This window comes from Roseateles sp. P5_E8 (assembly GCF_054177665.1).
In genome coordinates this window covers 158,291-171,823 of the sequence record NZ_JBGCUM010000005.1, presented here as the reverse complement: position 1 = coordinate 171,823, position 13,533 = coordinate 158,291, and the positions used below count along the sequence as shown (strand labels likewise).

The 13,533-nt window shown below is 67.8% G+C and carries 8 protein-coding genes; 4 read left to right on the top strand and 4 right to left on the bottom strand.

The window, feature by feature from the left end:
* Positions 1-92: 92 nt before the first annotated feature.
* Positions 93-1,811, top strand: a complete 1,719-nt coding sequence (locus ACXRVZ_RS04825; protein WP_457418307.1) for a M14 family metallopeptidase — start codon at positions 93-95, stop codon at positions 1,809-1,811.
* Here ACXRVZ_RS04825 and yidD read toward each other — a convergent pair whose 3' ends face one another.
* Positions 1,812-2,249, bottom strand: coding sequence for a membrane protein insertion efficiency factor YidD (gene yidD / locus ACXRVZ_RS04820; protein WP_457418305.1), 438 nt, complete (start codon positions 2,247-2,249; stop codon positions 1,812-1,814). It abuts the gene before it with no gap.
* Positions 2,249-2,917 (bottom strand): esterase, encoded by a 669-nt coding sequence (locus ACXRVZ_RS04815; RefSeq protein ID WP_457418303.1) that lies wholly within the window; start codon positions 2,915-2,917, stop codon positions 2,249-2,251. The genes yidD and ACXRVZ_RS04815 overlap by 1 nt, the downstream gene beginning before the upstream one ends.
* Before the next feature lie 427 nt (positions 2,918-3,344).
* Here ACXRVZ_RS04815 and ACXRVZ_RS04810 point away from each other — a divergent pair, with 427 nt between their 5' ends.
* From ACXRVZ_RS04810 to ACXRVZ_RS04800, 3 genes are all read left to right on the top strand, one after another.
* On the top strand, positions 3,345-6,353 hold the full coding sequence (locus ACXRVZ_RS04810; protein ID WP_457418301.1) for a TonB-dependent receptor domain-containing protein: 3,009 nt from the start codon (positions 3,345-3,347) through the stop codon (positions 6,351-6,353).
* A 65-nt stretch (positions 6,354-6,418) separates the two neighbouring features.
* Complete coding sequence (locus tag ACXRVZ_RS04805; protein WP_457418299.1) at positions 6,419-8,497, top strand: alpha/beta hydrolase family protein; 2,079 nt, start codon at positions 6,419-6,421, stop codon at positions 8,495-8,497.
* A gap of 170 nt (positions 8,498-8,667) precedes the next feature.
* Positions 8,668-9,411, top strand: a complete 744-nt coding sequence (locus ACXRVZ_RS04800; protein ID WP_457418297.1) for a PEP-CTERM sorting domain-containing protein — start codon at positions 8,668-8,670, stop codon at positions 9,409-9,411.
* Positions 9,412-9,478: 67 nt separating this feature from the next.
* Here the strand turns inward: ACXRVZ_RS04800 and ACXRVZ_RS04795 are convergent, their stop codons facing one another.
* Positions 9,479-10,195: a queuosine precursor transporter gene (locus ACXRVZ_RS04795; RefSeq protein ID WP_457418295.1), complete on the bottom strand. Its 717-nt coding sequence runs from the start codon at positions 10,193-10,195 to the stop codon at positions 9,479-9,481.
* Positions 10,196-10,223: 28 nt separating this feature from the next.
* Positions 10,224-13,532: a PAS domain S-box protein gene (locus ACXRVZ_RS04790; RefSeq protein ID WP_458232210.1), complete on the bottom strand. Its 3,309-nt coding sequence runs from the start codon at positions 13,530-13,532 to the stop codon at positions 10,224-10,226.
* Position 13,533: the final 1 nt, after the last annotated feature.

Genomic DNA, 13,533 nt, shown 5'->3' with positions numbered 1-13,533 from the left:
AAACCCTGGGGGAGCCAAGGGGGCGAGTTCGGACAATCCGCGCCATTACAGATGTCCCTAGTTTTGGGGGCACCCACACCAGACCAGCCACCATGCCCAGTGCTCTGCCCAACCCGCGCTTTGACCACTTCTATCGCTACGACGAGCTGACGGCGCTGCTGTTTGCCTACGCCGAGGCGCGCCCCAACCTCGTGTCGGTGCGCGCCATCGGCAAGAGCTACGAGGGCCGCGACATCTGGGTCGTCGTCGTCACCAACCTGGCCAGCGGCATGGACATCGACAAGCCGGCGCTGTGGCTTGACGGGAACATCCACGCGGCGGAGCTGACGGCGTCCACCACCTGCATCTATTACCTGCACCATTTGCTGAGCCTGCATGGTGGCACGTCGGCCGAAAGCCAGCAGGTCAACCGCCTGCTGGACACGCGCACCCTCTACATCGTGCCGCGCCTGAACCCCGACGGCGCCGAGCTGGCCCTGGCCGAGCGGCCGCGCCACATCCGCAGCTCCACGCGCGCCTATCCCTACACGGAGGAACCAGTCGACGGCCTGACCGTGGAGGACATCGACGGCGATGGCCGCATCCTGACCATGCGCGTGCCCGACCCGCACGGCGGCTACAAGCGCCACGCCGGCGACCCGCGCCTGATGGTGGCGCGCGAGCCGGGCGAGCATGGCGGCGAGTACTACCGCCTCATCCCCGAGGGCTTCATCAAGCACCACGACGGCCTGACCGTGAAGGTCAACCCCGACCGCGAAGGGCTGGACCTGAACCGCAACTTCCCCGGCGAATGGCGCCAGGAGTTCCAGCAGTTGGGCGCCGGCCCCTACCCGACCAGCGAGCCCGAGGTGCGGGCGATGGTCGAGTTCATCACGAGTCATCCCAATATCGGCGCGGCGGTCAGCTTCCACACCCACAGCGGCGTCATCCTGCGCCCCTGCGGCACGCGCAGCGACAAGGACATGACACCCGAGGACCTGTGGCTGTTCCAACAGTTCTCGGCGCTGGGCGAGAAGCACACCGGCTACCCGGCCATCAGCATCTACGAGGACTTCCGCTACCACCCCAAGGACGTCATCACCGGCACGCAGGACTGGGTCTACGAGCACCTGGGCGCGCTGTTCTGGGTCGTCGAGCTGTGGTCGCCCAAGAAGGAGGCAGGCGTCGAGGACAACCAGTGGATTGACTGGTATCGCCAGCACCCGGTGGAGGACGACCTCAAGCTGCTGAAGTGGAGCGACGAGCAGTGCGGCGGCAAGGCGCATGTGGAATGGACGCCCTTCCAGCACCCGCAGCTCGGCGCCGTCGAAATTGGCGGCTGGGACAAGATGAACTACTGGCGCAACCCGCCGCCGGCCTTGCGCGAGCGTGAGGCGGCGCGCTTTCCGGCCTGGATGACGCAGATCGCCATGAGCCTGCCCAAGCTGGAGCTGATCCGCACCGAGGTGCGGGCGCTGGGCCCCGACATGTGGCGCGTGCGCCTGGCCGTGGCCAATGCCGGCTACCTGCCGGCCTACGTGACGCAGCGCGCGCTGGAGCGCAAGACGGTGCGCGGCGTGATGTTCGAGCTGCACCTGCCCAGCGGCGACCCGGCCATCAGCCTGGTCAGCGGCAAGGAGCGCATGGAAGGCCCGCAGCTTGAAGGCCATGCGCCCAAGCAGAGCCAGCTTGCCTTCCTGGCCAACAAGCAACCGACTGACGACCGCGCCGTGGCCGAGTGGGTGGTGCGGGCGCCGGTGGGCACGCGGCTGGCGCTGAGCGCCAGCGCGGAGCGGGCGGGCGTGGTGCGGACCGAGGTGGTGCTGGACTGATCAGCCGTCGCGGCGCCGGCTGGCGTCTGCGTCGGCGGATTCGTCCCAGCGGCCGGCTGGCGCGGCGCGACGCTGGCGTTTTTCCTGGCGCCGCGCCTTTCTCTCGGATGACGAGCAATCGCCACAGTCGCAGCAATCGGCGGCGTCGCTGCAGTCCACGTCGCCAGGCACGAAGTCGAAGTCACAGGCCCCACGCTGCGTCGCCAACGGCCGCCTGGGCTGCGCGTCCACGCAGCGCCGATGGACCTCGCTGCAACCACGCAGCCTGAGTTTCAACACCCCCAGCCCGCGCCACACGCCCCAGCGCCGGATGGCCCGTGCGCCGAGCGCCGAGCAGCTCGCCCGGCCGGTGTGCTCGCGGTAGGCGCAGCAAAAGCCCTTGTAGGGCGAGACGTAGCGCTGATAGACGCCGATGGCGGCCAGCGCGACCTCGCGCATCAGTCGGCCGCCCGTTCGCTCTCCTGAGCGGCCACCACCGCCGCCCGCCACAACCGCGCCGGGATGAAGGTGCGCAACTGTTCCATGCCCTTGGCGATGAGGGCCGGGTGCAGACCATGGTCGAGATGAGGCAGCACGTCCGCCGTCACGTCGGCGCCCAGGTCGACGAGGGCCTGAGCGGCGTCGACGACGTGGCGGTAAGGGAAGCGCTGGTCCGCCAGGCCGTGCAGCAGATGCACACAGACGTCCTGCGGCGCATGCTCGGGCCGCGACAGGTAGCCGCCGGCAAACGCCAGCACGCGGCCCACCAGTTCGGGTTCGGCCTGCACGGCCTCCAGCGCCAGCAGCGCACCGTCGCCCACACCGGCCAGGGCAACGCGCTCCCAGGCCAGGCCCAGCTTGGCGGCCTCCAGGCGCAGGCGCGCTATCAAGTGCGGCAGTGCGGCCTCGACGCCCTCCAGGCTGGGCGCGTCATCCGCCCACCAGCGGCAGCGGCCCTCGGCGTCGCGCAGCGGCGGGTGTAGCGTCAGCGTGGCGGCGTTCGGGTACTGGGCGTGCAGGGCCGCAGCCAGCGGCGCCACCGTGTCGGGGCCGTCCGGCGCGAGGCCGCTGTCGGGCAGCAGGGCGAACAGCAGATCGGGGGCCGCAGCGTCTTGGGTAGGGCTCATGACGGTATTTTCGGCGTCGGCGCCGTATTTTTTCAACTCAGTAAGAAACCAGGTCGATATTTTTCAACTCAGTAAGAGAGTGCGCTTTTGGCGAGATTCAAGCCAGTTTGATTTCGCCGCCTTCGTTTTCAGAGTTCGCAGTATGCGAAGGTTTGCGTCTATTTTTCCCCGCACAAAACCGTGCCTCTGCACTAGGCGAATGCCCGAGCGCCGGCCTAGGCCCGGCCGACACACTTTGTTGGCTGGCCGCAACGTTGCCGTCACGCAGCATGGTCCAGACGGATCGGTAATGACCCTAGGTGCGTGCCGAAGGGCACATGTAACTAAGCCCACCCCCTAGCATCGAAGTCGTTGACGAGCCGCAGGCTGCGCTGCCCTACCCGGGCGGCGGATGGCTTTGAAACGCACCCCCTTGATGGACCCTTTTATGCCCACCCATTCCTCCAGTTTCAAACCCGTTTACAAACCCGTCGCCCTCGCGGTTCTCGGCCTGCTGTTTGCGCAGCATGCTGCAGCGCAACAAACCCCGGCCGACAGTAACAAGCCGGCCACCGTCGCAGAAACTCCCGCACCCGTCCAAAAGCTGGACGCGGTTGTCGTCACTTCCGGCTCGCGCATCAAGCGTGACGCGTTCAGCTCGCCGGCGCCCATCCAGGTCATCAAGAACGAAGACGCCGCACTGGCGGGCTTCACCTCCACTGCCCAGGTGCTGCAGAGCACCAGCGTGACCGGCGGCCAAGGCCAGATCAACGCCGCGTTCGGCGGCTACGTCACCGACGGCGGCCCTGGCGCCAACACCGTGGGCCTGCGTGGCTTCGGCCCGACCCGCTCGCTGGTGCTGCTGAACGGCCGCCGCATGTCGCCGTCCGGCACCCGCGGCTCGGTCGGCGCCGCCGACCTGAACACGCTGCCCAACTCCATCGTCGACCGCATCGAAGTGCTGAAGGATGGCGCTTCGTCCATCTACGGCTCCGACGCCGTGGCCGGTGTGATCAACATCATCACCCGCAAGGACCTGGACTCCATCCGCATCGACGCCGGCGTGACCGCAACCGAGCACGGCGGCGGCAATGCCTACAACTTCTCCATCGCCGGCGGCGTGATCAAGGACAACTTCCGCGTCCTGGCCGCGTACAACTTCAACGACAACCAGGCGCAGACCCTGGGTCAGCGCGACTGGACGAGCTGCAACACCACCTACCAACGCACCACCGCCGGTGGGGTGATGGGCGAGTGGGGCAGCGCCGACTACAAGGACCCGAAGACCGGCAACCCCAAGTGCTACCCGACCGGCCTGACGGGTGAGAACGGTGTGACCATCAACACCCTGGGCACCAGCAACTTCACCGGCGTGGGCGCCACGAACGCTGTCGGCACGACCTTCAACCGCTGGCGCCCGAACGCCGCCGTGACGACCGGTCTGGTGGGCTACGAAGGCGTGGGCGGCGGCTCGACCACCAGCCTGTATGTGCGCGACACGTTTGACCCGCGCATGCTGGACAACACGCTGCTGTCGCCGATCCGCAATCACAACTTCTACGCCGAAGGCGCCATGGACCTGCCGGGTCTGGGCGATGCAGAGCTGTACGGTGAAGTGCTGTTCAACCGCCGCGAGTCCTCGCAAGTGGGCTTCCGCCAACTGTCGCTGGACTACGCCAAGGGCAGCCCGCTGATCCCGGCCAACCTGGCTTTCAGCCAGATCCAGGCTGCGGCCACCCCCATCACCAACGGCGCTGCCCTGGGCGTGCGCGGCTTCATCGGCGCCGGCAACAGCTATTCCAGCCAGTCAGTGGACTTCACACGTGCCGTCGCCGGCCTGCGTGGCTCGTTCTCCAAGATCAGCTGGGACTATGACGTCTCGGTGGCTCAGTCCGAGAGCAAGGCTTCCTACACGTTCGACGGCTTCGCGACTGATCGCCTGGCGCAGAGCCTGAACGTCGCCTCCAATGGCAGCGGCGGCTTCAACTGCATCAACACCGCCAACGGCTGCGTGGCCGCACCGGCACTGACCACCGATGTCATCAACGGCAAGCTGCCGGCGGCCTGGCTGGGCTTCGTCTACGGCAACTTTGTCGGCACGACGAAGTACAAGGAAACCGTGGTCACCGCCTCGACGACCGGCAAGCTGTTCAAGCTGCCCTATGGCGACCTGAAGGGCGCATTCGGCGCGGAGTTCCGCAAGGCATCCATCGACGACACGCCGTCGGAAGCCATGCAGAACGCCAACATCTACAACTTCACCTCGGGCGCACCGACACGCGGCAGCGATCAGGCCACCGACGTGTTCGCCGAGCTGGAAGTGCCGCTGCTCAAGGACGTCACGATGGCCAAGGAGCTGACGCTGAATCTGTCGGCTCGCCGTGCGGACTACAAGTCCTATGGCACGGGCTCGACCCACAAGATCGGCGCGCTGTGGGCACCCGCAGGCTGGATCTCGGTGCGCGGCACCACTGGCACGTCCTACCGCGCTCCGGCGCTGTTCGAACAGTTCGTGGGCGCAACGACCGGCTTCCTGACGGCATCGGGCGACCCCTGCAACGACTACACCTCCAAGGGTGCCGTGCGTTCAGCCAACTGCGCCAGTGAAGGCCTGCCGGCCAACTTCCAGCAGGTGAACAGCATCACCTCGATCACCTCGGGCGGCGCCACTGCGGGGCTTGCCGCTGAGACGTCCAAGAACGGCTCGTGGGGCATCATCCTGCAGCCGGGCCTGCCGACGGGCTTTGGTGACCTGTCGCTCGCCGTGGACCGCTTCGACATCAAGGTGGACAACGGCGTCTCGCGCGTCGGCACCGGCTCCATCCTGAGCAAGTGCTACGACGACCCGCAGTTCCGCTCCGGTGGTGGCTTCTGCCGCCTCGTGACCCGCAACCCGGGCAACAACGCGCTGTCGGTGAACAACAGCTACGTGAACCTGGCCACCGACGTCGTCCGCGGCTATGACTTCAACGTGCGCTACACCAACGAAGTCGGCATCGGCAAGCTGCGCGTGAACCTGACCGCGACGGAGTTCAAGGAGCAGTCGAACAAGCTGTTCGCCGAAGATGCGCTGGACGACACCAACGGCACCCTCGGTTCGCCGAAGTGGTCGGGCGCGATGGACGTGAACTACACGGTCAAGGGCTGGAACGTCTACTACGGCCTGGAATGGGTCGGCAAACAGTCGAACTACGAGTACTACGGCATCAACCCCGCCACGGCCGCATTCAAGATCGACACGCCGAACTACTTCCTGCACTCCGTGTCGCTGTCCTACAGCGACGCGGTGAGCAAGTGGAAGGTGACCGCCGGCGTGCGCAACATCGCCGACAAGATTCCGCCGCTGATCTCTGCGGTCACGGGCTACGGCAACAACCGCATCGGCAATGCCTCGCTGTACAGCGGCTATGACCTGCAAGGCCGCCGCTTCTTCATGAACGTCTCCAAGACCTTCTAATCGGCAAACGGTCCATCGCCCTGGCAACCCCCGGTTGCCAGGGCTTTTTTTCAGGTGTGATTTCCATGCAAAGCTACTTGAACAAGCTGGCGCGGCTGCTCGCCGTCGCCGGCGCCGCGTTGGCGGCCTGCCCGGCTGCCGTGCTGGCGCAGGCAGCGCCCGCCGCTGCGCCCATCCGCGTCCCGACCGTCGAGACGCTGGCGCAGTTCCCCGGCATGACCGGCTTCCAGATCTCCCCGGACGGCAAGCACATGATTGCCCTCCAGAGCCAGGGCGACAACCGCACCATCCTGGTCTGGAAACTGGCCGACCTTGCGGCGAAGCCGACCGTCATCGGCGCCAAGAACATGCAGATCTCCAGCGTGTCGTTCCTGAAGAACGACATGCTGCAGGTCAGCATGACGCAGCCCTACGACCTGCGCGGCGACGAGTTCATCAAGGTCTTCATCAACAAGCTGTTCTTCACCGACCTCGAGGGCAAGACCTGGATCGAGCCGATGGCGGCGACCGAGATCCCGCGCTCCGAGACCGCAAAGAAGGCAGCCGCGCTGGCCAACCCGACGGTGCTGAACCGGCTGCTGACCGACCCCGAGAACGTCATCGTCGTCAGCGACTCGGGCAGCGCGTCCAGCCGTGACGTCTACCGCTACAACCTGCGCAGCAACAAGGCCGTGCGCATCATGCGGCTGAGCGAATCGGACAGCAACGTGTTCGTCAACAGCAAGGGTGTCGTCTGGGCCAAGTCGCGCCTGAACACCGATGGCCAGGGCGCCTTTGTCGCGATCGACTTCCGCAACAAGGATGGCGATTGGGAAGAACACTTCCGCAACTACGTGAAGAACCGCGACGTCGTCGACGTCATCGCGGTGGGCAGCAAGCCCGGCACGGCCATCATCAGCAGCAACGTGGGCCGCGAGTTCGCGGGCCTGTACGAGTACGACATCGCCAGCCGCAAGGTTGCGTCCACGCTGTTCGAGCACAAGTACTTCGACGCCACCGGCGTGCGCTCCTTCCGCACCGACGACGCACCGCCCGAAGAAGGCTATGACGGCTACACCTACGACGGCCACCTGGGCCGCGACACTCACTGGGCCAACGACAAGCTGGATTCCGTCGTGCGCGGCGTCGGCCAGGCGCTGGGCATCAAGGAGATCGACCAGGAGTTCGTCGGCGTCGCCAGCGGCGAGCGCGCAGCCGTGCGTTCGTTCGACGGCGTGTCCGTGCGGCTAGCGGGCTATGTGGGCGGCGAGACACCCACCTACCTGATCCGCGTCAGCGGCCTGACCTACCCGACCGAGCACTACCTGCTGCGCGGCCAGAGCATCCAGCTGCTGGCCAAGGAGCGCCCGGACGTGGACCGGCGCGCCCTCGGCACGGCGCGCTTCGTCTACTACAAGGCGCGCGACGGCCTGAACATCCCCGCCTACCTGACCGTGCCCAACCCGCAGCTGTGCGGTGCCGGCCCCTACGCCGCAGTCGTGCATCCGCACGGCGGCCCCTGGGCGCGCGACACGATGGACTACGACGGCTCGGGCTGGGTACCGCTGCTGGTGTCGCAGTGCCGCGTCGTGCTGCAGCCGCAGTTCCGCGGCTCGCAGGGCTGGGGCCGGGCGCTCTGGTACGCCGGTGACCGCGAGTGGGGCCAGAAGATGCAGGACGACAAGGACGACGGCGCCAAGTGGCTGGTCAGCGAGAAGCTGGCCGATCCCAAGCGCATCGCCATGTTCGGCTTCTCCTACGGCGGCTATTCAGCCTTCGCCGCCTCGGTGCGCCCGAACGGCCTCTACAAGTGCGCCATCGCCGGCGCCGGCGTGTCGGACATCGACCGCATCTGGGCCAAGTTCTTCACCAACCCCTACTTCCAATCGGCGCAAGGGCCCACCGTGAAGGGCCTGAGCCCGCTGAGCCTGGCAGACAAGATGGAGATCCCGCTGATGGTCTATCACGGCGAACGCGACCAGACCGTGCCGATCATCCAGTCCGAGCTGTTCGTCGACAAGGCCAAGGCCGCCGGCAAGCCCGTGGAATACCACGTGCTGGCCGACTACGCCCACGGCCCCGCCTGGACGCGCAAGATCATGGCCGATCAGTTGAACCTGATCAGCACCTACCTGGCCAAGGGCTGCGGCACGGGCGGCTTGTAAGCGCTTGGCTGGCCGCAGCCGGCAACCTGGCTTTCCCACCATCTGGGGGTGTCGGCGGCATTGACAGTGGAGCCATGGCCGCACGGCCGGCGAGGGCCGTCTCATGGGAGAAATGTCACCGTGGCGCGAAGTTTGCGTTCCAGGTGTCATTTCTTCCCTTGAGGCTGAACATGAAAAAGATTCAAACCCTGCTGGCCACCGCCCTGATCGCCTGCGCCGGCCTCAGCCAGGCCGCGCCGGTCTTCTGGACCGATTGGCAAGGCAGCGACCTCGACCCTGGCGTCGGCTTCCAGGCCCAGGGCATCATCACCACGACGACCTCCAGCGTCACGGTGACCTACACCAACGCCCGCGGCATCGGCTTCTACCAATCCAACGGCGGCCCCGACTACTACGTCAACGGCGCCAATGGAGGCCTGGCCTCGCCCTACGAGAGCAGCACCGTGGACAACCGGCCGCTGGGCACCGACATCGTCGCGTTGACGTTTGCCGGCCCGCAGACCTTGCAGTTCTCGCAGGCCATCGCCAACCCGGTGTTCGCCTATGTCAGCCTGAACGGCAATGGCTACGGCTTCGACCAGGATTTCGACATCCTCAGCTACGACGATCCGGCCACCGGCCACGCCTGCGGCTACTGGGGCTGCGGCACCTCGTACAAGAACGTCATCGACCATGGCGGCGGCGTGTTCGAGTACCAGTTGCTGGGCACCGGCGAGCCGCATGGCGCGATCCGCTTCAAGGGCAGCTTCGACACCGTGCACTGGAACAGCCTGTCCAACGAATACTGGAACGGCTTCACGGTCGGTGTGCAGGGCACTGCGGTCGAGGTCTTCGGCGTGCCCGAGCCCACAGGCCTGGCATTGACCGGCCTGGCCCTGCTGGCCGCCGCCGGCGTGCGCCGCCGTCGCGACTGAACGGCCGGCTTCAAGTCAAACGGCGGCCCCAGGGCCGCCGTTTGCGTTTCTGGCCGGTCTGCGGTGCTCACACCTTGATCGAAAACGGATTGAAGCTGGTGTCGCGGTCGTAATGGTCCAGGCCCTCGACGCGCTTCAGGAAGGCGATGAAGCGCGCCGTGACCGGGAACAGCACCGCCTCCCAGATCAGCTTGAAGATGTACTGCGCGACGAACACGGCGAGCAGTTGCTCCTGCGGCCAGATGCCCCAGAACGCGATGCTCAGGAACAGCCCCGTGTCCAGCAGCTGGCCCACCGCCGTGGAGCCGACGATGCGCGCCCACAGGTAGCGGCCATTGGTGGCGACCTTCATCTTCGCCATCACGAAGCTGTTGGCGAAGCTGCCGGCGGCAAAGGCGATCATCGAACCGGCCACGACGCGCCAGGTGTTGCCGAACATCGCCTCGACGTGCAGCTGATAGGCGTCCATGAAGCCATTGCGCGCGGGCGGCAGGTGCACCACGACAAAGGCCATGAAGGCCGCGAACAGCAAAGCCCCGAAGCCGGCCCAGACGACGCGGCGGTCGCGGCCATAGCCGTAGACCTCGGTCAGCACGTCGCCAAAGATGTAGCTGATCGGGAAGAAGAACAGGTCCGCCCCGAAGGTGACCGGGCCGATCCACGGCAGCTGCACCTGGGCAGCCTTGGCCGGGCCGATCAGGTTGGCGCACAGCAGCACGCAGACGCAGGCCGCCATGATCAAGTCGTAATACTTGAAATGACGCTGTGGCACGGTGACGCTCATCGGGCTCCTCCTGTTGGAGCCGGCATTGTCAACCGGCCCTGGTCAACCTCAGCAGCGTCTGATGCAGCTTGGGCGTGTCGATGGGCTTGGTCAGGAAGTCGTTCATGCCCGCCGCGAAGGCGTCGTTGCGCTCCGAGACCAGGGCCGCCGCCGTCAGCGCGACGATGGGCAGTTCCTCGGCGCTGAAGTGCTTGCGCAGCTCGCGTGTCGCATCGTGCCCGCCCATGACGGGCATCTGCACGTCCATCAGCAGGATGTCGAACGGCTTGCCGACGCTGGCGGCGGCCAGCACGGCCTCGATGGCCTGGCGGCCGTCGCTGGCCTGGGCGACCTCCATGCCCCACTGCTCCAGCTGCGCCACGGCGATGAGCATGTTGACCGGATGGTCCTCGGCGATCAGCACGCGCCGGCCATGCAAGGCCTCGTGCGCCGCGCCGGTGGCGCGCGGCTCGCGTGGCTGGTGGGCCATGGGTGCCGGCGCGCCAGGCAGGGGCAGTTCGGCCCAGAAGGACGAACCCTCGCCGACGGCGCTGCGCATGCCGACCTCGCCGCCCATCAGCGAAGCCAGCTCGCGGCAGATGGACAGCCCAAGGCCCGTGCCCCCAAAGCGTCTCGTCGTCGACTCGTCGGCCTGCGTGAAGGGCTGGAAGAGGCGCTTCTGCTGCTCGGGCGCGATGCCGGCGCCGGTGTCGCTGACCTCGATGTGCACCCACTCGCCGGCGCTGCCCTGGCTGTTGCGGCTCATGGCCTTCACGCTGACGGTGATGCCGCCGTGGGCGGTGAACTTGAGCGCGTTGGTCAGGTAGTTGGACAGGATCTGGCGCGTGCGCAGCGGGTCGCCGAAGACCCAGCCGGGCAGGGCCGGGTCGATCTCGACGGCGAAGGTCAGGCCGCGCGCCTGCGCCAGCGTCAGGTAGGCCAGGCGGATGGAGGCGAGCAGCTCGCGCAGCGAGAAGGGCTGGCTCTCCAGCGTCAGCCGGCCGGCCTCGATCTTGGAGAGGTCGAGGATGTCGGAGATCAGGCCGGACAGGCTCTCGGCGCTGTCCATCATCTGGTTGAGATAGTCGCGCCGCTGCTCCTCGCTGAGGTCGGGCTGCTGCGCCAGGCGGCCCAGGCCGAGCAGGCCGTTGAGCGGCGTGCGGATCTCGTGGCTGGTGTTGGCCAGGAAGGCACTCTTGGCGCGGTTGGCGGCCTGGGCTTCGTCCTTGGCATGGGCGAGCTGGTCCTCCACACGGCGGCGCTCGGTGATGTCTTCAATGATCCAGATCGTGCCGCCGCGGCTGGGGTGGGCGGGGTCGACGGCCTGGGCCAGCAGGCGGGCCAGGAAGGTGGAGCCGTCGCGGCGGCGCATGGTGAGCTCGGTCTCGGCCTGCTCGCCGGCCACCAGGCGCGGGCCCAGTTGCTGGCCGGCGGCCTGCCAGTCCTCCACGGTGGGCCAGACGACGCTGCCATGCTGGCCGATCAGCGCGCCGCGCTCCCAGCCGAACATGGCCTCCACACGCGGGTTGGCCAGCACGAACTGCTGGTCGCGCGTGAGCGCGATGCCGATGGACGCGTTCTCCAGGATGGCGCCGTGCACGAGGCGCGTGCGCTCGCTCTCGGACACGTCGCGCGCGTAGAGCACCAGGTAGTTCTGGCCGTCCATCTCGAAGGGCGCGACCGACACCAACATGGCCACGGCACTGCCGTCCTTGCGACGGAAGCTCACCGGCACGTTGCTGGCGACGCCGTCGCGGCGCAGGGCGTCGCGGATGGCCGCGCGCTCGGCCACGTTCTGCCAGATGCCGATCTCGTCGGCCGTGCGGCCCAGCAGCTCGGAGCTGCTCCAGCCGCTGAGCTGCTCGAAGGCCTTGTTCACCATCGCGTAGCGGCCGCTCTCGGCCTCGGTCAGCGTGATGACGTCGGGGCTGGTGGCCACCAGGTGGGACAACAGGCCCTCGCTGCGCCGCAGCGCGTCCTGAGCGCGGCTCTGCTCGGTCTGGTCGGTGAAGAAGGTCAGCGTGGCCGGGCCCGAGGCCGTCTCGACACGCACGCTGGTCGCCTGCACCAGGCGGCGGCGGCGCGACAGCGTGCGCAGCCGGTACTCGGCCATCGGCTGCATGGCGCCGGGCGCCAGGCCCTCCAGGCGCGCGGCCTGCTGGCGAGCGGTCTCGTCGTCGCCGGGCTCGTAATGGCTGAACAGGTCCTGCCCGATCATGCTGGAGCGCTGCGCATAGCCGAACATGGCCATGGCCGCCGGGTTGGCGTCCACCACGCGGCCCCAGCGGTGCAGCACCAGCGGGCTGGGCGAGCGGCGGAACAGCTCGCGGTAGCGCGTCTCGGTGGCCTGCACGGTCTGCTCGGCGGTGACCTCGTGCGTCACGTCGCGGCCCACGCCCCAGTAGCCGCGGAAGTTGCCTTGCGCGTCCAGGCGCGGCTCGCCGCTGATGGACACCCAGCGCGTGCTGCCGTCCAGGCCCTGGCGGCGCGCCACCATACCGTGAAAGGCACGGTGCGATTCGAGATCGGCGCGGTGGGCGTCGAGCTCGTCGTCGCTGATGCCCATGCCGTCGATCTCCCATGGCGTCTTACCCAGGCGGCATTGAAGATCCAGGCCCGAACCGCCCGGGCGCTCCTCGGCGACATGGGTGAAACGGAACTCGCGGTCCATCTCCCAGTACCAGTCCACCGCCATGCCCAGCAGGCCACGGAAGCGCGCGGTGCGCTCGTCGGCCTCGGCCAGCGAGCGCTTGACCATCTTCAGCAGGCCGACGCCGGAGATCAGCCCCGAGGCCAGCAGGGCCGCCTGCACGAAGCCGCGCAGCCCCAGGCCCGACGAGCCCATCGGGTGGGTGGCCCAGCCCAGCGACTCGGCCACACCCAGGCCCGCCAGCGCGGCGGCCGCCAGCGCGGTCAGCGCCAGGCCCGCCGCCAGGCCGTGCAGGCCGGTCGCGAAGGCGATCACCAGGCTCATCAACGGCAGGCTCAGCGACCACAGCCCCAGGTCGCGCGACACCGCCACGACGACCGGCAGCGCCAACACCAGGGTCAGCATGGCCAGCGCGGCCAGCGGCTGCTCGCGGCGGCGCGGCGCGCGCGCCAGCGCCAGCAGGCGCAGCAGGGCCAGCACCGCGATCAGCAGCGCCAGCCCGGGCGGCAGCCAGCCGCCCTGCCATTCATGCGTCTGGCGGGTGACCCACAGCAGCAACGCCACCGGCACGAACACCGGCCCGCAGGCCAGCAGGAAGATGCGCGAGGCCTGCATGCGCAGGCTGGTCTGCAGGCGCTCGCGCTGCTGCTCGGGCGGCTCCGCGTGGCCGACGAGGCTGCTGAGGTCGTCGCTGGCGACGCGAGGCATG